At 73.0% G+C, this 20,263-nt stretch carries 23 protein-coding genes; 11 read left to right on the forward strand and 12 right to left on the reverse strand.

Annotated features, from left to right (window positions below; translation table 11 throughout):
* The 5 genes from IG78_RS0134705 to lnt form a co-directional block, all read left to right on the forward strand.
* Positions 1-900: MFS transporter (locus IG78_RS0134705; RefSeq protein ID WP_488356438.1), on the forward strand; the 900-nt coding region annotated here is incomplete at its 5' end.
* A gap of 122 nt (positions 901-1,022) precedes the next feature.
* Entirely contained in the window at positions 1,023-1,628 is a 606-nt protein-coding gene (locus tag IG78_RS0134710) for a DUF2165 domain-containing protein (protein ID WP_030571382.1), read from the forward strand.
* 182 nt (positions 1,629-1,810) lie between these two features.
* Complete coding sequence (locus IG78_RS46730) at positions 1,811-1,990, forward strand: hypothetical protein (RefSeq protein WP_078965804.1); 180 nt, start codon at positions 1,811-1,813, stop codon at positions 1,988-1,990.
* A gap of 72 nt (positions 1,991-2,062) precedes the next feature.
* A complete protein-coding gene (locus IG78_RS0134720) occupies positions 2,063-2,593 on the forward strand; it encodes a nuclear transport factor 2 family protein (RefSeq protein WP_030571385.1) in 531 nt (176 codons plus the stop codon).
* A 104-nt stretch (positions 2,594-2,697) separates the two neighbouring features.
* The gene (lnt, locus tag IG78_RS0134725; protein WP_078965805.1) at positions 2,698-4,359 is read left to right on the forward strand and encodes an apolipoprotein N-acyltransferase; all 1,662 of its coding nucleotides are present in this window, start codon (positions 2,698-2,700) and stop codon (positions 4,357-4,359) included.
* Here lnt and IG78_RS0134730 read toward each other — a convergent pair.
* Both IG78_RS0134730 and IG78_RS0134735 read right to left on the reverse strand, forming a co-directional pair.
* Entirely contained in the window at positions 4,283-5,188 is a 906-nt protein-coding gene (locus IG78_RS0134730) for a Gfo/Idh/MocA family protein (protein ID WP_030571390.1), read from the reverse strand. The genes lnt and IG78_RS0134730 overlap by 77 nt on opposite strands.
* A 10-nt stretch (positions 5,189-5,198) precedes the next feature.
* Positions 5,199-6,437, reverse strand: coding sequence for an FAD-dependent monooxygenase (locus IG78_RS0134735; protein ID WP_030571393.1), 1,239 nt, complete (start codon positions 6,435-6,437; stop codon positions 5,199-5,201).
* Between the two features lie 117 nt (positions 6,438-6,554).
* Between IG78_RS0134735 and IG78_RS0134740 the strand changes: the two genes are divergently transcribed.
* Together IG78_RS0134740 and IG78_RS46740 are read left to right on the forward strand one after the other, a co-directional pair.
* Positions 6,555-7,208, forward strand: coding sequence for a TetR/AcrR family transcriptional regulator (locus tag IG78_RS0134740; protein WP_051853217.1), 654 nt, complete (start codon positions 6,555-6,557; stop codon positions 7,206-7,208).
* A 655-nt stretch (positions 7,209-7,863) separates the two neighbouring features.
* The gene (locus IG78_RS46740) at positions 7,864-8,406 is read left to right on the forward strand and encodes a hypothetical protein (RefSeq protein ID WP_225882339.1); all 543 of its coding nucleotides are present in this window, start codon (positions 7,864-7,866) and stop codon (positions 8,404-8,406) included.
* A gap of 11 nt (positions 8,407-8,417) precedes the next feature.
* On the opposite strand, the gene IG78_RS0134745 is transcribed toward IG78_RS46740, so the two are convergent.
* From IG78_RS0134745 to IG78_RS0134775, 7 genes are all read right to left on the reverse strand, one after another.
* Positions 8,418-8,915, reverse strand: coding sequence for a hypothetical protein (locus tag IG78_RS0134745; protein WP_030571398.1), 498 nt, complete (start codon positions 8,913-8,915; stop codon positions 8,418-8,420).
* 437 nt (positions 8,916-9,352) lie between these two features.
* On the reverse strand, positions 9,353-10,036 hold the full coding sequence (gene ung / locus IG78_RS0134750; protein ID WP_030571402.1) for a uracil-DNA glycosylase: 684 nt from the start codon (positions 10,034-10,036) through the stop codon (positions 9,353-9,355).
* Between the two features lie 90 nt (positions 10,037-10,126).
* Complete coding sequence (locus IG78_RS0134755) at positions 10,127-11,719, reverse strand: ABC transporter substrate-binding protein (RefSeq protein ID WP_107055068.1); 1,593 nt, start codon at positions 11,717-11,719, stop codon at positions 10,127-10,129.
* Between the two features lie 145 nt (positions 11,720-11,864).
* On the reverse strand, positions 11,865-12,620 hold the full coding sequence (locus IG78_RS0134760) for an SDR family oxidoreductase (protein ID WP_030571407.1): 756 nt from the start codon (positions 12,618-12,620) through the stop codon (positions 11,865-11,867).
* 49 nt (positions 12,621-12,669) lie between these two features.
* On the reverse strand, positions 12,670-13,431 hold the full coding sequence (gene fabG, locus IG78_RS0134765) for a 3-oxoacyl-ACP reductase FabG (RefSeq protein ID WP_030571411.1): 762 nt from the start codon (positions 13,429-13,431) through the stop codon (positions 12,670-12,672).
* A gap of 179 nt (positions 13,432-13,610) precedes the next feature.
* A complete protein-coding gene (locus IG78_RS0134770) occupies positions 13,611-14,018 on the reverse strand; it encodes a DUF3037 domain-containing protein (protein ID WP_030571415.1) in 408 nt (135 codons plus the stop codon).
* Positions 14,015-14,791, reverse strand: coding sequence for a HipA family kinase (locus IG78_RS0134775; RefSeq protein ID WP_030571418.1), 777 nt, complete (start codon positions 14,789-14,791; stop codon positions 14,015-14,017). The genes IG78_RS0134770 and IG78_RS0134775 overlap by 4 nt, the downstream gene beginning before the upstream one ends.
* Here IG78_RS0134775 and IG78_RS52300 point away from each other — a divergent pair.
* Both IG78_RS52300 and IG78_RS0134780 read left to right on the forward strand, forming a co-directional pair.
* Complete coding sequence (locus tag IG78_RS52300; protein ID WP_263972747.1) at positions 14,784-14,918, forward strand: hypothetical protein; 135 nt, start codon at positions 14,784-14,786, stop codon at positions 14,916-14,918. The genes IG78_RS0134775 and IG78_RS52300 overlap by 8 nt on opposite strands.
* A gap of 158 nt (positions 14,919-15,076) precedes the next feature.
* Positions 15,077-15,514: a Rieske (2Fe-2S) protein gene (locus IG78_RS0134780; protein ID WP_030571421.1), complete on the forward strand. Its 438-nt coding sequence runs from the start codon at positions 15,077-15,079 to the stop codon at positions 15,512-15,514.
* A 90-nt stretch (positions 15,515-15,604) separates the two neighbouring features.
* Here the strand turns inward: IG78_RS0134780 and IG78_RS0134785 are convergent, their stop codons facing one another.
* Positions 15,605-16,249, reverse strand: a complete 645-nt coding sequence (locus tag IG78_RS0134785) for a cysteine hydrolase family protein (protein WP_030571424.1) — start codon at positions 16,247-16,249, stop codon at positions 15,605-15,607.
* Positions 16,250-16,387: 138 nt separating this feature from the next.
* Between IG78_RS0134785 and IG78_RS0134790 the strand changes: the two genes are divergently transcribed.
* Entirely contained in the window at positions 16,388-16,855 is a 468-nt protein-coding gene (locus tag IG78_RS0134790; protein WP_030571427.1) for a pyridoxamine 5'-phosphate oxidase family protein, read from the forward strand.
* A gap of 62 nt (positions 16,856-16,917) precedes the next feature.
* Here the strand turns inward: IG78_RS0134790 and IG78_RS0134795 are convergent, their stop codons facing one another.
* A complete protein-coding gene (locus IG78_RS0134795; protein ID WP_030571429.1) occupies positions 16,918-17,820 on the reverse strand; it encodes a LysR family transcriptional regulator in 903 nt (300 codons plus the stop codon).
* A 74-nt stretch (positions 17,821-17,894) separates the two neighbouring features.
* On the opposite strand from IG78_RS0134795, the gene IG78_RS0134800 reads away from it, so the two are divergent.
* Positions 17,895-18,896 (forward strand): DMT family transporter, encoded by a 1,002-nt coding sequence (locus IG78_RS0134800; protein ID WP_051853222.1) that lies wholly within the window; start codon positions 17,895-17,897, stop codon positions 18,894-18,896.
* Between the two features lie 4 nt (positions 18,897-18,900).
* Here the strand turns inward: IG78_RS0134800 and IG78_RS0134805 are convergent, their stop codons facing one another.
* Positions 18,901-20,232, reverse strand: coding sequence for an aminotransferase class I/II-fold pyridoxal phosphate-dependent enzyme (locus tag IG78_RS0134805; protein ID WP_030571434.1), 1,332 nt, complete (start codon positions 20,230-20,232; stop codon positions 18,901-18,903).
* Positions 20,233-20,263 lie beyond the last annotated feature (31 nt).

A 20,263-nucleotide genomic window follows, 5' to 3' on the forward strand; every position in this document is an offset into this window, starting at 1 on the left:
GCCGGGGGCGGGGCCGGGGGCGGGGCCGGGGGCGGGGCCGGGGGCGCGGCCGGGGGCGGGGCCGGGGGCGGGGCGTCGGCGCCGACCACCGCCGCCACCGCCACCGCCACCGCCACCGGCGAGAACCGGTGGTGGTCCACACCGGTCGCCCGGAGCGTCCTGCTCGCGGCGGGCACCGGCCTCCTGCTCGCAGGGCTCCAGCTCCGCCAACTCGCCCTCCTGCTGCCGCTGGTGGCGGTGGGCGCCGCCACGGCCGTCGTCGCCCTGCGCCGGGTCACGCCCGCGGGCACCCTTACGGCACGTCCGGGCGTACCCGCGGGCGTCGTCCTGCGTTTCCTGCTGTGCGGCGCCTACTTCGGCAGCGAGGCGTTCCTGCCCCTCGGCCTGGTCAGGCTGCGCGAACTGAGCGCCTCGGAGGCGGGATTGGGGTTGTCCGCGGGCGCCATCACCTGGGTGCTCGGGGCGGCGTGGCAGGGCCGGGCGGACAGCCGCTGGAGCGGGCGCTCGCGTGCCGCGCCGGTCGCGGCCGGGTTCGCGGTACTGCTCCTCGGCATCGCCGTGATGGCTCTCGGCGTCCTCGTGGACGAGGTGCCCGCGCTGACAGCGGTGGCGGGCTGGGCCGTCGCGGGCGCGGGCATGGGCGTGGCCTTCAACGCCGCGACCACCGACGCCATGGAGCAGGCGTCGGCGGACCGCCAGGGCGCGGCCAGTGGCGCGATGCAACTCGCTCAGACCCTCGCCGTCGCCGTCGTGAGCGGGCTCGGCGGCGCGGCCGTCTCCCTCTCCACGGCCCACGGCGGCTCGGTGTCCACGGCCCTGACGGCGACCTTCGCCCTGACCGCGGCCCTGGCCGCCATCGGAGTCCTGACGGCCCGCCGCATCAGGCCCGCCGCCGTCTGACGCACACGGGGAGTGCGGCCGCATGCGGGGAGTGCGACCGCACGCAACAGCCGCACTCTCCTGCGCACCCCGTGCGCCCCCTGAGATCATGGGCCCTCACTCGCGCACACAGGGAGCACGGCATGCGCCTCACGCCAGCCAACCGCAAGCAGCCGCACGACCGGGGCACCCCCCTGGGGGCACCGGCCGTGGCTGCCACCGTACTGACCGGTGTCGTCGCCCTCTACATCGCGCTCGTGGCGTTCGGCAACATCACCGACTTCGGCACCAACCAACAGTTCGTACGGCACGTCCTGGCCATGGACACCACCTTCAAGGACGACGACCTGATGTGGCGCGCGGTCGAGTCGCGTGCGCTGCAGGACACCGCGTACGTCGCCATCATCGCCTGGGAGACCCTTGCCGCCCTCGTCCTCATCACCGCCACGGTGAGGTGGGCTCTGGCGGTCCGCCGCGGCGACGGCTCCCAGGACCGCGCCCGGCGCCTGAGCACGGTGGGCCTGCTGATGCTGATGCTCCTGTTCGGCGGCGGTTTCATCGGTATCGGCGGCGAGTGGTTCGCCATGTGGCAGTCCAAGAGCTGGAACGGACTCGACGCCGCCACCCGGGTGTTCACCCTTACCGGCATCGTCCTCCTGTTCATCCACCTGCCCTGCACCGGACGCGGCCGCCCCGGGGCCCCGGACGAGGCTCCGGACGACATTCCGGATCGTGCCGTCCGTCACTGACAGCGGCCGCCGGATCGAACCCGCCCCGTCACACGAGCCGCCCCCCACCCCGCTGACCAGCGCGCACGGAACAACTCGCGCGGGGCGCGCACTTCCTGCGGCGCCTGCGCCCCGATCACATGCCGCAGGTGTGCGGTAGCTGACAGTTCCGATTGTCGGAGCCATCCCCTAGGCTTGACGCCATGCCCTTAACCCCCCAACCCCGTGGTTCCGTGCGGTCGTCGGCCGAGTTGAACGAGCGGATCCGAGGCCTGTGGCTGCGTGCCGGCGGCCGTCTCTCCGTCGAGCAGCGGCGGGAGTACGAGCAGTTGGTGACCGAGTGGGCCGAGGCGGTGCGCGCCGAGATCGTCCAGGCCGCATAGACCGCCACCGCCGGGACGACGCCTTTCGCCCTGCCTCTTGGCTCCGCACCTCCGGTACCCAAGACTGAGCCGATGACGCAGCGCGTGGAACTCGCCGCAGTCCTTGACCGGTTGGCCATCGACTCCCTCATCACCGATTACGCCATCGCCGTCGACGACGGTGACTGGGACGGCTACCGCCAGTTGTTCGCGCCGGGCGGACGGGCCGACTACCGCTCGGCCGGCGGCATCGAAGGATCCGTCGCCGAGATCTCCGACTGGCTGGCGAAGACCCTGCGTGTCTTCGAAATGCGCCAGCACCTCGTCGTCAACCGCAGGATCCGCTTCGGCCTCCGCGAGCAGGACATCGGCGACAGCGCGCGGATACAGGCGGACTACACCAACCCCATGCGGTTCGCCACCGCATCCGGCGACGCGGACCCCTTCGCCCCGGCGGACCCGGCCGCGCCCGCCGACGCCCCGCCCCCCGACACCGCACCGGACTTCGAGTGCGGCGGCCGCTACGAGTTCACCGCCGTGCGCACCCACAGCGGCTGGCGGCTGCGCCAGGTCGTCGTACAGGAGAAGTGGCGCAGACAGCACGGACGTGGCGGACAGGCCTGAACCCGCGCGGTGCGGCACATCGGGCGCCCCCTGTCCTGGATCGTCGCGGGCGCCCACACTGGAAGGCACGGCGGTGTCGAAGCCGGGCCAGGGAGGCGCGCTGCATGGACGTACTCGGCGGCATCCGGCGGCCCCGGCCAGTGGCGTCGGGGCAGGTCACGGCGCCGTGGTGGCGGCGCCCGGGACCCGTGCTCGATCCGGCGCGCGGGCGTGCGCTCCTCGCGTCATCGTGGTGGCGCGGCGCCCTGGCCGCGCTGTGCGGTGCGCTGCCCGCCCTGGCCTTCCCGGCGCCGTCGTGGTGGTGGTTCGCCCATGTCGCACTCGTGCCGTGGCTGCTGCTCGCCCGCTCGGCGCCGACAGGACGCCGCGCGGCCCTGGACGGCTGGCTCGGCGGGCTCGGCTTCATGATCGCGGTGCACCACTGGCTGCTGCCGAGCCTGCATGTGTTCACACTGGTCCTCGCCGCGCTCCTCGGGCTCCTGTGGGCGCCGTGGGGCTGGCTCGTACGCCATCTCCTGGGCGGCGTGCCCTCGCCCGGCCGGGTCGCCACCGCGCTGCTCGTGCTGCCGTCCGGCTGGCTCACGGTGGAGCTGGTGCGGTCCTGGGAGGGGCTCGGCGGGCCCTGGGGGCTGCTCGGCTCCAGCCAGTGGCAGGTGGAGCCGGCCCTGCGGCTCGCGTCGGTCGGCGGGGTGTGGCTGGTCAGCTTCCTGGTGGTCGCCGTGAACACGAGCGTCGCCGTGCTCGCCGCCCACCGTGCCGCCCGTGTTCCCGCGCTCGCCGGTCTGGTCGCCGTGGCCGCCGCCTCGTCCGCGGTCTGGGTCTGGTCCCCGCGCCCGGATGCCGCGGGCAGCGTCCGTGTCGCCGTCGTACAGCCCGGCGTCATGAACGGCCTCGGCGGCGCCGACAAGCGCTTCGCCCGCGAGGAGGAGCTGACCCGCGCGCTCGCGGGCCGCGACCTGGACCTGGTGGTGTGGGGCGAGAGCAGCGTCGGGCACGACCTGGCCGACAGGACCGACCTCGCCGCCAGGATCACCGCGCTGTCCCGGCAACTAGGCGCGGACATCCTCGTGAACGTCGACGCCCGCCGCTCGGACCGCCCCGGGATATTCAAGAGCTCGGTGCTCGTGGGCCCCGAGGGGCCGACCGGCGACCGCTACGACAAGATGCGCCTCGTCCCCTTCGGCGAGTACGTGCCCGCCCGCTCGCTGCTCAACTGGGCGACCTCCGTCGGCAAGGCCGCGGGCGAGGACCGCAGGCGGGGCGAGCGGACCGTCGTGATGGACGTCGGGCACGGGCTGCGGGTGGGACCCCTTGTGTGCTTCGAGTCGGCGTTCCCCGACATGAGCCGCCATCTGACCCGCGAGGGCGCGCGACTGCTGCTCGCCCAGTCCTCCACGTCGACGTTCCAGCGGAGCTGGGCGCCCGAACAGCACGCCTCGCTGGCCGCGGTGCGGGCCGCCGAGACCGGCCGCCCCATGGTGCACGCCACGCTCACCGGCGTCTCGGCGGCCTACGGCCCGAGCGGCGAGCGCCTCGGCCCCTGGCTCGGCACGTCCGCGTCGGACACCGCGGAGTACGAGATACCGCTGGCCACGGGCACCACCCCCTATGTGCGGTTCGGCGACTGGCCGGTGCACGCGGCGCTCGGCGTCCTCGCCCTCCTCGGCGTGGCCGAGGGCGCCAGGGCGTTCAGGAGGTCTGCTCCCGGACGGCCCGCACCACCCGCTCACACAGCTCATGGGTCGCCAGCGCGTCCCGGGCGCTGACCACCTTGCCCGCGCGCACGGCGTCCAGGAAGGCGAGCACGACCTGCTCGATCCCGCGCTGCCGCGCCACCGGCACCCAGTCGCCGCGCCGCCGCACGGTCGGCTGGCCCTTGTGGTCCACGACCTCCGCGAGGTTGAGCACCTGCCGCTTGGTGTCCTGCCCCGACACCTCGAGGATCTCCTCCGTGGACCCGCTCAGCCGGTTCATCACGCCGATCGCGGTGAACCCGTCGCCCGCGAGCTGGAGCACCACGTGCTCCAGGAGGCCGTCGTTCGTCCGGCCGCGCACGCTCACGTGGTCGACCGGACCCGGCACCAGGAACCGCAGCGTGTCCACCACGTGGATGAAGTCGTCGAGAATCATCGTGCGCGGGTCCTCCGGAAGGCCCACGCGGTTCTTCTGCATCAGGATCAGGTCGCGCGGGTGCTCGGCGCACTGGGCGTAGCCGGGGGCGAAGCGGCGGTTGAAGCCGACCGTGAGGCTCACACCGCGCTCCTCCGCCAGGCGCACGAGGCGTTCGGAGTCCGCGAGTTCGTACGCGATCGGCTTGTCCACGTACGTCGCCACGCCCGCGTCGAGAAGGCGCGTGACGATCTCCGGGTGGGCGGCGGTCGGCGCGTGCACGAACGCCGCGTCCAGGCCCTGGGCGAGCAGCGAGTCCAGGTCGGTGTGGCAGCGCGCCGCGGGAATCGAGTGGGCGGCCGCGACGCGCTCCAGGGTGGCGGGCGTACGGGTCTGCAGGTGCAGCTCGACTCCGGGCTGCGCGGCGAACACGGGGAGGTACGCCTTCGTCGCGATGTCGCCGAGTCCGATGCAGCCGACCTTCACCACTGTCTCCCTACCGTCGTGCGGATGCACTCTCCTGCGCCCCCGCGTCCGTTCCCGCAGCATACGGGGGCCCCGGCGGCTGCCAGTCGGCGATGGCGGCGAAGCCCCGCATGATCATGTTCGGGCCGATCCTGCAGGCGGTCCGCAGCACGGTGTCGCGTACGGTCAGGAGCGTGCCGTTGGTGAGGTGGTTCAGGCGCGCGGTGCGTGCGGACTGCCGCACGATCGCTGTGGTCCGGGGCACGCGGGCGGCGCTGTAGGCGGCGAGTCCGGCGAAGAGGTCGGTGTCCGGGGCCACATGGTGGGCGAGGACCACGGCGTCCTCGATGGCCTGGTTGCCGCCCTGGCCGAGGGTGGGCGCCATGGCGTGCGCGGCGTCGCCGAGGAGGGCGGCGCGGCCGCGGTGGTAGGCGGGCAGCGGCTCGATCAGGTGGCGTACGTCGTTGCGCAGGATGTCCTCGGGCCCCGCACCGGCGATGATCTCGGGGATCGGGTCGTGCCAGCGCGCGAACCTGCGCTCCAGTTCGGCCTTCTCGCCGTCGGGCGCGCGACCGCCCTGCGGGACGAGGGCGGTGGCGTACGCGTACACCCGGCCGTCCTTGAGCGGGTGCGTGCCCCAGACGCCGCCGCGGCCCCAGGTCTCGTGCGGCTCGAAAGGGCTCTTCGGCGCGGGTACGACGAGTCGCCAGGCGGTGAAGCCGGTGTACCGGGGCCCGGGGTGGGCGGGGAACAGGGCCGACCGGACGCGGGAGTCGATGCCGTCGGCGCCGACGACGAGGTCGGCTTCGATGTCGCCGTCGCCGGTCGCGACGACGGCCCTGTGGCCGGGGCCGCCGTGGTCGACGAGGCGGGCGTCGGTCCCGAGGCGCAGGCAGTCGGCGGGCAGGGCCCCGACGAGCAGATCGACGAGGGTGGCGCGGTGCAGGCTGACGAGCCCGCCGCCGAACTCCCGCTCCGTCGCGGCGGTGCTGGTACGCACGAGCCAGCGGCCGTTCCGGGCGCGCACACCGCCCGCCCCCTGCCATGCGGAGAGCCCGCGCACCTGGTCCCCGAGGCCCAGGACGTCCAGGGCGCGCTGGGAGTTGGGCGCGAGCCCGATGCCCGCGCCCACCGGTTCCAGGGACCCGGCGCGCTCAAGGACGGTGACGCGCCAGCCGGACCTGTGCAGGGCGATGGCGGCGGTCAGACCGCCGATGCCACCGCCCGCCACCACGGCGTGCGGCACCTGACGCCTCGCTGTTCCAGCCATGATCTCTCCTTCGCTCGCACTCGCCCACGTCACCGGTTCGACCACATCCGACTACATGTGTAGTTCCGACAGGACACGAAGGTACTACATGCGTAGTGTCAGCGGTAGGGTGAGCCCATGCCTGCACGCGTCACGGGCTCGGCCCGCACCGAACTCATCGCCGACACCGCTCTGGCCCTGCTCGCCCAGCGCGGAATGCGTGGCCTCACGCACCGGGCCGTCGACGAGGCCGCGGGCCTGCCGCTGGGGTCGACGTCGAACCACGCCCGCACCCGGCTCGCCCTCCTGGAAGCCGCCGTGCGCCGCCAGGCCGAGCGCGAGAGCGAAATCCTCACCCCGGCCGAACTCCCCGACGCGGCCGGCAGCCGCGACTCCCTGGCCGACGGCCTCGCCCTGACCCTGCACCGCTACCTCAGCGGCGACGACCACCGCGATCTGCTCGTCTCCCGCTACGAACTGGCCCTGGAGGCGACCCGGCGCCCCGAGCTGCGGGCCTACTACGACGCGGCGGGCGCCCAGTTCCGCGAGCCGCTGACCCGGATGATGGCCGCGGCGGGCTCCGACGACCCCGCCCGGCACACCCTGTCCCTGGTGGCGTGGAGCGACGGTCTGCTGTTCTCGTGCGCCGCGGGGTCCTACCACGCGACGACACCGACGTGGGACGAACTGCGGTCCGGGTTCAGGGAGTTGCTGCACGGGATGCTCGACGGGGGTGCCGCGGCGGGCGGCACGCGGAGCGGTGCGCGGGGCGGGGGGCATCAGGAGGTGTGAGGGCCGGGGGCTGGTCGCAGCTTGGCTCCGGCGGGCCGGGACGCGGACAGCCCCGGGGTCGTGCCGGGACGCGTACAGCTCCGGGGTCGCACCGGGAGACGTACAGCTCCGGGGTCGTGCCGGGAGACGTACAGCCCCCGGGGGTCGCGTCCGGACGCGACCCCCGGGGGGCACGCCCGGACGCGTACAGCCCCGGGGCCGTGCCGGGAGGCGTACAACCCCTGGGGGTCGCGCCCGGACGCGCACAACCCCCGGAGGGCACGCCCGCACGCGCACAACCCCCGGGGGGCCACGCCCGCACGCGTACAACCCCCGGAAGGCACGCCCGCACGCGCACAACCCCGGGGCCGTGCTGGGATGCGCACAACCCCGGGGGTCGCGCCTGCACGCGTACAAGCCCCGGGGGGCCACGCCCGGACGCGTACAACCCCGGGGCCATGCCGGGACGCGTACACCCCCTGGGCCATGCCGGGACACGTACACCCCGGCCCATGCCGGGACACGTACACCCCGGCCCATGCCGGGACACGTACACCCCGGCCCATGCCGGGACACGTACACCCCCGCGTCGTCGCGCGGGACCGTGTCACCCGTGCGGGGGCATGCCCAGGCGTTCGCCTCCCGGGGGCGTGCCGGGGGCAGCAGAGTGGCGTGGGTGCAGCGATCTACGTTCACCGCGGTGGTTCTGGTGCCCACGGCCGTGCTGGCGCTGTCCGGCTGTACGGGCGTGGAGCGGCCCGCCGGGCGGAGCGCCACGTCAGCCGGGTCAGCCGTGTCGGCGGGACCGGCCACGACTCCCGGCGCCCCGCCGAGCCGACCGCCCCGCGCGGTGCAGGCCCCGGCCCACGACACGCTGCAACGCATGGGCCCCGCGGTGCCGCCGCGCAGCTCGCCCCCGCTCGCCACGAGCACCCCCCGCCGCCCGCCGCCGTCGACACCGCCCGGATCGCCCGCCGCCGGGCCGAAAGCCACCACCGGCCGCGACCGTCCCGCGCACCGCGAACCCCCGGGACCGCCCGCGCGCGGCCACGGCCATGGCCACCCCCACGGCCCTCCCCCGCGCACCGCACCGGCGGCGCCCCCGCGCCCCGAGCCCACCCGTCCCGCCGTCGACCTCTGCGCGCTGGGCAAGGTCCACGCGGGTTGGAAGCCGGACAGTCCGGAAGCGGTCATCTGCCGCGAGGCGTACGGGCGTTGAGCCGGGGGCGCCTACTCCCCGACGGCCCCCTCCCCCACCTGCGCCTCCAGGCGGTCCAGGGCCGCCCGGATGCCATCGCCGTAGCCGTCGTCGCCCAGGGCGCCCACCGCGCCGCGGGCGAGGCGCAGGTGGCTGCGGGCCGCGGCGGGGCGGGAGAGCTTCACATAGTCGGCGGCCAGGTTCAGATGCAGCGAGGGGTAGAACCCGCGCACCGCCAGAGACTTGTCGTGGGCGCTGACCCGCTCGTCGGTCAGTTCGTGCGCGGCCGACAGGGCCCTCAGGTCCCAGGCCAGTTCGTCCGCGGGGTCGTCCTGCGTATCGGCCATGTAGTGCGCGAGGGTGCAGCGGTGCAGGGGGTCGCCGCCCTCGCCGATCTCCGCCCAGAGGGCGAGGAACCGGGTCCTCGCCTCCTCGCGGTCACCCGCGTGCTGCAGCATGACCGCCTGCCCGATCCGGGTCATCACGGCGCCCTCGCCGTCCGCCGCCGTCTGTTCCTGCCGCTCCGTCACCGCGTCGCCCTCCGCGTCCGCCGGACGGACCGCGGGCCTTGGCCGGCCCGCGGAACGTCCCTCGCCAGTCCGTCGGCTGCTGCCGGTGCCCAGCCGCCGGTCGTCCGTCGTCCGCGGCAGTTGGGCCGCCACCGGCCTGGAGTCCCACGGACGCTCCCGACGCTAGCGGCCACCACTGACAATCCCGGTCAGGCGCGGTGCGGGGCGAGGCGCTCCCGCCTGCTCAGCCCAGGGCGGCTGTGCAGCACAGGACGGCTGTGCAGCACAGGACGGCTGTGCAGCACAGGACGGCTGTGCAGCACAGGGCGGCCTGCCCGGCCGAGGTCCCGCCTGCCCGGCCCAGGGATGCGCCTGCTCAGCCCGGGCCCCGGCTGCCCGGGCCGGAGACGGACCTGCTCGGCCCGGGCCCCGGTCGCCCCGGCGGGGACGGGGCCTGCTCAGCCCAGGTCGGGAATGCGCCAGTCGATGGGCTCGTGGCCCTGGGCGGCCACCGCCGCGTCGATCTGCGTGAAGGGGCGGGAGCCGAAGAACTTCTTCGCGGACAGCGGCGAGGGGTGCGCGCCCTTCACGACGACGTGCCGCTCGGTGTCGATGAGGGGCAGCTTCTTCTGGGCGTAGTTGCCCCACAGAACGAAGACCGCCGGGTCGGGGCGGTCCGCGACGGCGCGGATCACCGCGTCCGTGAACTTCTCCCAGCCCTTGCCCTTGTGGGAGTTGGCCTCGCCGGAGCGGACCGTCAGGACGGCGTTCAGGAGCAGGACGCCCTGCTGGGCCCAGGGCATCAGATAGCCGTTGTCCGGCACGGGGTGGCCGAGCTCCTCCTTCATCTCCTTGTAGATGTTCCGGAGCGAGGGCGGCGTCCGCACTCCGGGGCGGACCGAGAAGCACAGGCCGTGGCCCTGCCCCGCACCGTGATAGGGGTCCTGGCCGAGGATGAGGACCTTCACCCGGTCGTACGGCGTCGCGTCCAGGGCGGCGAAGACCTCCTCGCGCGGCGGGAAGACCGGCCCCTTCGCCCGCTCCTCCTCGACGAACTCGGTGAGCTCCTTGAAGTAGGGCTTCTGCAGCTCCTCGCCGAGGACTCCGCGCCAGGAAGCGGGCAGCATGGCGATGTCGGTCACGGCAACAACCTCCGGGGTGCGTTCAGTTCTGCACCACAGAACCTACCGGCGCCCACTGACAATCCGACCGGCACCGCCGTCCGAGCGGCCCTACCAGCTCGTCTTCCGCCCGAGCTGCCACATCATCATGATCGCCGACGGGTCCATGGCCCGCTCCGCGCCGGAGATCTCCTCGCTCGCCATGACGTACTGCTTGCCCTGCCACAGCGGCAACAGCCGTACGTCGTCGACCAGGATGCGCTGCGCCTCCTGGAACTGGTCCACGACATTGCTGCGGTCCGCCTCGCGGCGGGAGCGCGGCAGCACCTCGTCCGTGATCCGCGGCACCTCGTAGGGAATGTTCAGGCTGTTGTCGCGGCCCACGAAGGGCGCGATGAAGTTGTCCGCGTCAGGGAAGTCGGGGAACCAGCCGCGCCCGAAGACGGGGTACTCACCGCTCTTGTAGCCCTTGTCGAACTCCTGCCACGGCCTGCCCTTGATCGTGATCTCGAACAGGCCCGAGTCCTCGAGCTGCCGCTTGATCTCGGCGAACTCCGGCCCGGTGGCGGAGCCGTAGCGGTCGGTGGTGTACCAGAGCGTGAGCGGGACGGGCTCGGTGATGCCCGCCGCCTGGAGGATCCGCCTGGCCTTGACCGCGCTCGGGTTGCCGTACCGGTCGAAGAAGGCCGTGCCGTGCCCGGTGACCCCGCGCGGGACCATCGAGTACAGCGGCTCCACGGTGTCCTTGTAGATCTTGTGGGCGATGGCGCCGCGGTCGATCACCTGGGCGAAGGCCTTGCGCACCGCGGGTTTGCGCGCCCACGGGTCCTCGGGGTTGAACACCAGGTAGCGGATCTCGGTGCCCGCGCCCTCGACGAGCCGGATCGCGCTCTCCTTGCCCGCTCCCTGCTGTGCCACCACGTCCCGGGCCGCGAGTCCGCGGAAGGTCAGGTCGATCTCCTTGGCGCGCAGGGCGTCGACCATGGCCTCGGAGTCACGGAAGTAGCGGATGGTCACGGCGTCGTTCTTGCGGTCGGCCACGCCTTCGTAGTGGTCGTTCTCGACGAGTTCGGCGCGTTCGCCGACGCGGTAGGTCTTCAGCGCGTACGGTCCCGAGCCGCTGACCTCGGCGCCCTCGCGCGGCTTGTCCGCCGGGTACTCGCCCGGGTCGACGATCGACATGGCGGGCGTGGTGAGCACGAAGGGGAAGGTGGCGTCGGGCTTGCGGAGCCGGAAGACCACCGTCCGCTCACCCCGCGTCTCGACCTCGCGCAGGGAGCCGAGCAGCCCGGCCGGGCCGCCCTTGACGGCTATGCGGCGCATCCGGTCGAAGGAGAACTTCACGGCCTTCGCGTCCAGCTCGTGACCGTCGGAGAACTTCAGCCCCGCCCGCAACGTACACGTGTAGACCATGCTGGAGCCGTCCGTGAACCGACATCGCTCGGCGGCGTCGGGCTGCGGCTCGGTGGCACCCTCGGGGAAGCTCAGGAGCGTCTGGAAGATGTTGCGGTACAGCTCCCAGGAACCGTCGTAGGCGACCGCGGGATCGAGCGTGCTCGGCGCGCTCGTCGTGCCGACGGTGATGACGTCGTCGTCGTCCGATCCCTCGGAGGACAGCACTCCGCATCCCGCGACCAGGGACACGGACGCCAGCAGCGTGACCGGCCGCAGGCACCGCAGGTGAACTCTTGTGAACACGCGCACGCTCCTCGGTCTGCCGTGCCATGGATCGGCAGACCATACCGCAGTGCCCCGCCGTACCAACTCCGTTGCCCGACGGGGCACTTCATGCGCGGAAACATCGCTTACGGACGACAGCCCGGCCTTTGCCGTACTTCGCCCCGATCCGTCATCCGACGCCCGCGTTGAGGAACATGCCCCCGTCGACCTGGAGCGTCTGGCCGGTGATCCAGTCGGACTGCGCCGAGGTCAGGAACGCCGCCGCGCCCCCGATGTCGGACGGCACACCGAGGCGGCCGAGCGGGTAGGCGGCCGCGGCCTCCTCCTCGCGGCCCTCGTAGAGCGCCTGCGCGAACTTGGTCTTGACCACGGCCGGGGCGATCGCGTTGACCCGCACCTTCGGCGCGAACTCGTGCGCGAGCTGAAGGGTCAGATTGACCATGGCGGCCTTGCTGATGCCGTACGCCCCGATGAACGGCGACGGCGCCACCCCGGCGATGGAGGCGATGTTCACGATCGCGCCACCGTGCTCGCCCTGCCAGGCCTTCCACGTCAACTGGGCGAAGCCGAGCGCGGAGATCACATTGGTCTCGAAGACCTTGCGGGCCACGTTCAGGTCCAGGTCGGCCATCGGGCCGAACACCGGGTTCGTGCCGGCGTTGTTGATCAGGAAGTCGACGCGGCCGAACGCCTCCATGGCGCGCTCCACGGCGACCACCTGGTGCGCCTCGTCGTGGGCCTTGCCCGCGACGCCGATGACGCGGTCCGCACCGAGCCGTTCCACGGCCTCCTTGAGCGCGTCCTCGTTGCGTCCGGTGATGCACACGCGGTCACCGCGGGCGACGAGGGCCTCCGCGATGCCGTAGCCGATGCCGCGGCTCGCACCGGTGACGAGAGCCGCCTTGCCGCTGTCCTGCACTGCCATCTGTGCCGTCCTTTGCGAAAGAGCTGGTCCTTGGTGGGCGGGCGGAGCCCTAGTTGAGCGGGCCGCCCGCCACGTACATGACCTGGCCGGACACGAAGCCCGCCGCGTCGCCGGTGAAGAAGGCGATGGCGTTGGCGATGTCCTCCGGCGTGCCCACGCGCTGCACCGGGATCTGCGTGGCGGCGGCGGCCTGGAAGTCCTCGAAGCCCATGCCGACGCGCTCCGCGGTGGCCTTGGTCATCTCGGTCGCGATGAAGCCCGGCGCCACGGAGTTGGCGGTGATGCCGAACTTGCCCAGCTCCTTGGCGAGGGTCTTGGTGAAGCCCTGCATGCCGGCCTTGGCCGCCGCGTAGTTCACCTGGCCGCGGTTGCCGAGGGCGGAGGAGCTGGAGAGGTTGACGATGCGGCCGAAGCCCGCGTCCACCATGTGCTTCTGACAGGCGCGGGCCATCAGGAAGGCGCCCCGCAGATGCACGTTCATGACCGTGTCCCAGTCGTTCGCGCTCATCTTGAACAGCAGGTTGTCGCGCAGCACGCCCGCGTTGTTCACCAGGATCGTGGGCGCGCCGAGCTCGGCCGCGATCCGGGCGACGGCGGCCTCGACCTGAGCCTCGTCGGACACGTCGCAGCCGATGGCGACGGCCTTGCCGCCGGCGGCGGTGATCTGCTCGACGGTGTCCTTGCACGCGGCCTCGTCGAGGTCGAGCACGGCGACGGCACGCCCCTCGGCGGCGAGCCTGACGGCGGTCGCCGCGCCGATGCCTCGCGCCGCTCCGGTCACTACCGCTACGCGCTGCTCTGTGGTGGACATGCTGGCTCTCCTCGCCCTCGGGATGCGGTCCGCCACCCGGTGAGCGACCGCTTAGTACCTTCAGCAGACGAGACGCTAGAAGCCCTGGCACCCGGTGTCAACGGCCCACAGCCGCACTGTGACTCATTACGTCTCCAGGGCGCACTGAACACGCCCGCCCCGAGCACCCTCCGGACAGCTCAGCGCACCAGGAGCCCCACGAGTCGCTCCACCTCCGCCGCGGGGTCCACGGTGAGGCCGGTGTGCACCGGGCTCGACTGCACGACGGTGGAGCGCGGCGCGATCAGCCAGCGGAAGCGCCGCCCCGCGTCGTCCGTCGCCGCCTGTCCGGCCGCGTCGCCGCCCGCGCAGACCCCCTCGACGGCCCGCAGCGCCGCGCGCACGCCTGCCACGTCGGCGTCGGGGTCCAGGGCCCGCAGCCTGGCCTCGTCGAGGTGGGTGCGGGCCGCCACGAAGGACCGGGCGCGGCAGTAGAGCAGGACGCCCGCGTTGATCTGTTCGCCGCGCTCGATCCGCGGCACCACGCGCAGCAGCGCGTACTCGAAGACATGCCGGGTGGGGGCCCCGTGGGTGGTGGTGTCGTTCACTTTCCCGCGCCTTCCAGGGTGATCCGTTCGTGGATGCTCGCCGCGCGCGGGAGCAGCACGTCCGCGTACGCCCGCCGCACCGCGTCCGCGTCGTCGAATCCGGGCTCGTCGGCCAGCCAGGCGTCGGGCACGTCGGCCGTGACCTCGGCGAGCAGCTTCTCGGTGACCCGCGGGGCGAGTTCCGCGGCGGCCGCGGCGACATCCGGCCGGAAGGAGGCGAGTACGTGGTCACCGGCGTGGTACGGGCGTGCCGCCGCGGCCGGTGCCGTGGGCCAGTTGTGGTGCCAGATCATGCTCGCGCCGTGGTCGATGAGCCAGACGTCGCCGTGCCGCACCAGGAGGTTCGGGTTGCGCCAGGAGCGGTCGACGTTGTTGATCAGCGCGTCGAACCAGATGACGCGCCCCGCCTCGACCGGGTCCACCGCGAAGGCCAGCGGGTCGAAGCCGAGGGCCCCCGACAGATACGCCATGCCCAGGTTGAGGCCGCCGCTGGACTTCAGGAGCTGCTGCACCTCCTGGTCGGGCTCCCCGAGGCCGAGGACCGGGTCGAGCCGGATCGCCGTGAGCTCCGGCACGCGCAGGCCGAGACGGCGCGCGAGCTGCCCGCAGATCACTTCGGCGACGAGCGTCTTGCGGCCCTGGCCCGCGCCGGCGAACTTCATGACGTACGTCTCGTACGTCCCGTGGCCGTCGTCGGTCTCGACGAGTCCGGGCAGCGAACCGCCCTCGCGCAGGGGCGTCACATAGCGGACGGCGGTGACTTCGGTGAGCATCGCCCCAGGTTACTGCCGTGGTCCGGCGTCACCGCCCGCTCCTCCCGGCGTCGAGGGCGGGCTCGGCGGTACGGCCGATCCGCTGAACCTGGAGCCCTACTTCACGAGAAAGTCCTTGAACGGCTGAACATCTCGGCGACGCCGTCCGTACCATCCGGCATGACTGCTTCCAGGGAAGAGCAGGACGCATCGCTCCTGCGCACGGTCGACTGCCCCTTCGCACTCCCCTCGGCCGACTCCGCCGCCCGCGTCGGCCCCGCCGAACCAGCCGGAGCCGCCGCGCCCGTGGCGTCCCGCCCCGACCCCACGCGCCGCACGGTCGTCACGGCGGTGGGCGCCGCGGGCCTGGCCGCCGCGCTCGCCGCCTGCGGGTCGGACGACGACCCCTCGGAGCCGGCCACGGAGGCCTCGGAGAAAGAGGAGGGCGGGGGCGGGGGCGCCGTGCTCGCCATGACCGCGGACATTCCCGTGGGCGGCGGCAAGATCTTCAAGGACGAGGGCGTGGTGGTCACCCAGCCGACGAAGGGCCGGTTCAAGGCCTTCTCCCACCTCTGTACGCACAAGCAGTGCCCGGTGACGAGCGTCGAGGGCGGCACCATCAACTGCCCGTGCCACGGCAGCAAGTTCGACATCAACGACGGCAGCGTGCAGCAGAAACCGGCACCGAGGCCGCTGCCCGCCAAGGAGATCACCGTCGAGGGCGACTCGATCAAGCTGGCCTGACGCACCGCGCCGTCCCCGCGTGTGCTCAGCGCGCGTCAGGTCCAGGGTCTGTCCCACGACAGGCCCTCGGGTCGTGCCGCACCGGGAGGCTCACCCGGTGCGGCGCGGCCTCTTCCACGCGCCGAGGACGTCCTTCGTCGTCGTGACGGTGGCGACCAGGGCCAGGGTGTGGCGCACCAGGGCGGGGGTGTAGTCGGCGGGAACGCCTGCGATGGCATCGGCGGGCACGACGGCGGTGTAGCCGAGGTTCACCGCGTCGAAGACGGCGTTCGGGATCGCCACGTTGGCGGAGACCCCGGTCACGATCAGGGTGCGGCAGCCCAGATTGCGCAGCAGCGGGTCGACTCCGGTGCCCGCGAGCGGCGAGAGGCCGTGCAGTCGGCGTACGACGAAGTCCTCCTCGGCGACCTCGATCGGCGCCGCGATCCGCACGGCCGTGGTCCCGGACAGTTGCTGCACGGGCAGCCGCTCGGCGGCGCGGAAGAGCCGGGCGTTGCGGTTGGCGCCGCGGCCGTCGGGGCGCCGCTCGGCCACGGCGTGCAGGACCTGGACACCGGCGAGGTGCGCCGCGGCCACCATCCTCGCGACGTTGGCGAGCGCACCGGACGCGCGTGCCTCCTCGGCGAGTTCGGGCAGCGCGCTCTCGGTGCCGACGACGCCCTGCTGGCACTCGACGGTCAGCAGCACGCTGGTGGCGGGGTCGAGGATCTCCCGGAGCTGTTCGAAGGACGGCATGGCTCCCCTCTGGGTCGCGGTGCGCGGGAGGCTAACCGGCATTGCCTCGCGACGGAAGACACTCCATGCTTTCCTGACGCCTGGTCAGTTACGGGAAGCAGTGGGCAGGTTCCCGTACCAGCAAGGGAAGGATGACACATGGCCGAGACACAGCGGCGCGGTCGCCGGATCATGATGACACCGGAAGAGGTGGACGCCTTCCTCACCGCCGAGCGCACCTGCCGGGTCGCGACGGTGTCCGCCGACGGCGCCCCGCACGTCAGCGCGTTGTGGTTCGCGTGGGACGGCACCTCGCTGTGGTTGTACTCGATCACGCGGAGCAGGCGGTGGGCCGAGCTGCGCCGCGACCCGCGGCTTGCCGTGGTCGTCGACACGGGCGAGGACTACGGGGAACTGCGCGGCGTGGAGCTGACCGGCACCGCCGAGTTCGTCGGCGAGATACCGCGCACCGGTGCGCCGTGCCGCGAACTGGACGTGCCGGAACGGCTCTTCGCCCGCAAGAACTTCGGCCTGGACGAGATGGTCCACGACGGGCGGCACGCGTGGCTGCGGCTAACTCCGGAGGCGATCACCTCCTGGGACTTCCGCAAGCTGGCACAGCCGTAGCCACGGACGCCGGGACCGCGGACTTGCCGTGCCGTCGCCCGGCCGCTTCCGGGCCCGGCACCTCACCCAAGACCGGCCCCCGCCACCCGCAGCGCCTCCACCGCCGCCCGGATCGACGGGCGGCGGTCGGCGTCCGCGCGCCACACCACGTACACATGGCGCCGCACCCGGTGCCGCACCGGCACCGTCCGCACGCCCGTCGGCATCGGATCGCGCCCCAGGCGCGGCGCCACGCACACTCCGAGCCCCGCCGCGACCAGGGCGAGCTGCGTGTGATGCTCCTCCGCGCGGTGGGCGATGCGCGGTTCGAAGCCCTTGGCGCGGAGCGTGAACATCAGCCACTCGTGGCAGAACTCGCCCTCCGCCCAGGTGATCCACTCGTCCTCGGCGAAGTCGTCCAGATCGACTTCGGGACGGTCGGCCATCGGGTGGGCCGCCGGCATCGCGACGTCCGCGGGGTCGTCGAGGAGCGGTGCCTTCATGAGGCCTTCGGGCACGGGCAACGGCTTGTTGTACCAGTCGAGGACCACCGCCACGTCCAGGTCGCCGCGCACCACACCGCTGACGCCCTGCTGCGGCTCCAGCTCCTGGGCGTTGACGCGCAGGCCCGGGTGCCCGACGCGCAGGGACGAAAGGGCCGCGGGCAGCAGGCCGCGCATCGCGGTCGGGAACGCGGCGATCCGCAGCTCCCCCACCGCCTTGCCGCGCTGCTGCTCCAGGTCCGACTGGGCCAGCTCGACCTGGGAGAGGATGCGCGCCGCGTGGTCGGCGAGCAGGCGTCCGGCGTCGGTGAGGCGCACGCCTCTGCCGTTCTTCGCGAGCAGTTGCTGGCCCACCTCCCGCTCCAGCTTGGTCATCTGCTGGGACACGGCGGACGTCGTCACATGCAGTCCCGCCGCGGCACCGCTCACCGATCCGTGCCGGGCGAGGGCGTCGAGGGTCCGCAGGCGCTCCAAGTTCAACATATAAGCAATGCTACGCGATACTCGGCAATAAATTTCGCTTGTACTAAGATGTGGGATGCCTCATCGTGGCGTGCATGAGCACCCCCGCGGCCCCTCCCGCACCGGCCACCACACCCGTTGCCGCTACGCCCGGCACGGCAGCCCCCGTTCACCTGCCGCCCCCGGCCACCGCGGGGCGGCGCGCCCTTGACTGGCGGATCCGTTTCGCCGTCCTGTCCCTGATCTGGGGGTTCAGCTTCCTCCTGATCAAGGTCGGGACGCAGGGGTACGCACCGTTCCAGGTGACGCTGGGGCGGCTGTTCTTCGGCACGGCGGTGGTCGCGGCGTTCCTGATCGCCAAGCGCGAGCGGCTGCCGCGGTCCCCGCGCGTGTGGGCGCATCTCTCGGTGGCCGCCCTGCTGCTCAACGCGCTGCCGTTCTCGCTCTTCGCCTACGCGGAGCTGACGATCCCCTCGACCCTGGCCGGGATCTGCAACGCGACGTCACCGCTGTGGGGCATGCTGCTGGCCCTGGTCGCGCTCTCCGAGGACCGGCCGACGCGGCGCCGGGTCGCGGGACTCGTACTCGGCTTCGCCGGCGTCCTCACGGTGCTCGGCGTCTGGCAGGGCTTCAGCGACCTGGAGCCCCGGGGCACGGCCATGGCGCTGCTCGCCTCGCTGAGCTATCCGATCGGCTGGATCTACGTACGTCGTACGCTGGCGGGCTCGGGGCACTCGAACCTCTCCCTCACGGGTGCGCAGTTGCTCGTGGCGACGATCGAACTGGCCGTGGTGACACCGCTGTTCACGACGATGCCCACGCACTTCCCGATGGGCCCGCTGTTCGCGGTGGTGGCCCTGGGCGCGCTCGGCACGGGGATAGCGCTCCTGACCCAGTACGGCATCGTCGCCGAGGTCGGCCCCACCACGGCGCAGATGGTCACGTACTTCATCCCCGTCATCGCGACGGCGGCCGGTGTCGCGGTGCTCGGCGAGTCGCTGACCTGGACCACACCGGTCGGCGCCGCCGTCGTCCTCGCCGGGGCGGCGCTCACCCAGTCCACACCGCGCCCCCGCAGGCCCCGGGCACCCCGGTGACTCCTCACCCGTAGCGCCGCGCAGGCGCGGGGCCCACCGCCGCGGCCACCGCCCCGGCCACCTCCTCGATGTCGTCGCCGGACAGCCCGGACACGGTGATCCGGATGCCGGGCGGCGCGCCGAGCCGGTACCGCGCCCCCGGCGCCACCGCCCAGCCCGCGTGCAGCAGCCGGGCGACCACGCCGGTCTCGTCCGGCACCGGCACCCACACGTTCATGCCGCTGCGGCCGTACGCGACGACACCTCGCGGGGCGAGCGCGGAGATGAGCGCGTCCCGTCTGCGCCCGTACGCCGCCGCGACCTCCCGCGCGTCCACGGCGCCGCTCTCCCACAGGTTCAGGACGGCCCGCTGCAGCACCTTGCTGACCCACCCGGGTCCGAACCTGACCCGGCCCTGCACATGGTCGACGGTCTCCGGGTCCCCGGTGAGGACGGCGAGCCGCAGGTCGGGCCCGTACGCCTTGGCGGTCGAGCGGACGAAGGCCCACGCGTGCGTGACGCCCGACAGCGTGTGCAGCGGCAGGTCGACGATGCCGTGGCCGTGGTCGTCCTCGACGACCAGCGTCTCCTTGTGCACGGCGAGCACCTCGCGCACGGCACGCGCGCGTGCGGCACCGATGGCGGCACCGGTCGGGTTCTGCGCGCGACTGGTGACGACGAGGGCCCGCGCGCCGGACTTCAGAGCCCGTTCCACATCGTCGGGCAGCGGCCCTTCGTCGTCCACGCGGACCGGAACCGCCCGAAGGCCGAGCCCCGACACGAGGTCGAGCAGACTGCCCCAACCGGGGTCCTCGACGGCTACGGCGTCCCCCACCTTGAGGCGCACGGCAAGAACCCGCTCGATGGCGTCGAGCGCCCCGGAGGTGACGGCGACGGGCCCGTCCGGCACCCCGTCCCGGTCGAGGGCGGCACGCGCGTACCACCCGAGCTCCGGGACGACGGGAGCCTCGCCGTACAGCGCCGGAGTCCGGTCGGCCAGGGCCGCGGCCGCCGTGAACGCCTCGGTCAGCGGCGGCAGCAGGGCCACGTCCGGGTTACCGCTGGCGACGTCCCGAACTCCCGGCGGCACGTCGAGGCGGCTGTACTCACGGGCCGTCGTGGCCGGCTTGCTGCGCACGCGGCTGCCGCGCCGCCCTGCCGTCTCGATCACACCGCGCTCCCGCAGGGTGCGGTACGCCGCCGCGACCGTATTGGGATTCACGCCGAGGTGGCCCGCCAACTCCCGCATGGGAGGCAGCGATTGCTCCGGCTCAAGCTCGCCGCGGCCCACCGCGCGCTCCACGCTCGCCGCGATCTCGGCTGCGCGGCGGCCTTCGATCGGATACTCTCCTAGCACAAAGCACATTATGCACTAGTGCAATTCTGAC

The organism is Streptomyces aureocirculatus (assembly GCF_000720475.1).
GTDB classification, from domain to species: Bacteria; Actinomycetota; Actinomycetes; order Streptomycetales; family Streptomycetaceae; genus Streptomyces; species Streptomyces aureocirculatus.

What these genes read in the sequence shown, in the direction of transcription:
- IG78_RS0134710 (WP_030571382.1), top strand. Translation starts at nt 1,023, where the DNA reads ATGCGCCTCACGCCAGCCAACCGCAAGCAGCCGCACGACCGGGGCACC.
- IG78_RS46730 (WP_078965804.1), top strand. Translation starts at nt 1,811, where the DNA reads ATGCCCTTAACCCCCCAACCCCGTGGTTCCGTGCGGTCGTCGGCCGAG.
- IG78_RS0134720 (WP_030571385.1), top strand. Translation starts at nt 2,063, where the DNA reads ATGACGCAGCGCGTGGAACTCGCCGCAGTCCTTGACCGGTTGGCCATC.
- lnt (WP_078965805.1), top strand. Translation starts at nt 2,698, where the DNA reads ATGGACGTACTCGGCGGCATCCGGCGGCCCCGGCCAGTGGCGTCGGGG.
- IG78_RS0134735 (WP_030571393.1), bottom strand. Translation starts at nt 6,437, where the DNA reads ATGGCTGGAACAGCGAGGCGTCAGGTGCCGCACGCCGTGGTGGCGGGC.
- IG78_RS0134740 (WP_051853217.1), top strand. Translation starts at nt 6,555, where the DNA reads ATGCCTGCACGCGTCACGGGCTCGGCCCGCACCGAACTCATCGCCGAC.
- IG78_RS0134760 (WP_030571407.1), bottom strand. Translation starts at nt 12,620, where the DNA reads ATGGCAGTGCAGGACAGCGGCAAGGCGGCTCTCGTCACCGGTGCGAGC.
- fabG (WP_030571411.1), bottom strand. Translation starts at nt 13,431, where the DNA reads ATGTCCACCACAGAGCAGCGCGTAGCGGTAGTGACCGGAGCGGCGCGA.
- IG78_RS0134775 (WP_030571418.1), bottom strand. Translation starts at nt 14,791, where the DNA reads ATGCTCACCGAAGTCACCGCCGTCCGCTATGTGACGCCCCTGCGCGAG.
- IG78_RS0134785 (WP_030571424.1), bottom strand. Translation starts at nt 16,249, where the DNA reads ATGCCGTCCTTCGAACAGCTCCGGGAGATCCTCGACCCCGCCACCAGC.
- IG78_RS0134790 (WP_030571427.1), top strand. Translation starts at nt 16,388, where the DNA reads ATGGCCGAGACACAGCGGCGCGGTCGCCGGATCATGATGACACCGGAA.
- IG78_RS0134795 (WP_030571429.1), bottom strand. Translation starts at nt 17,820, where the DNA reads ATGTTGAACTTGGAGCGCCTGCGGACCCTCGACGCCCTCGCCCGGCAC.
- IG78_RS0134800 (WP_051853222.1), top strand. Translation starts at nt 17,895, where the DNA reads ATGAGCACCCCCGCGGCCCCTCCCGCACCGGCCACCACACCCGTTGCC.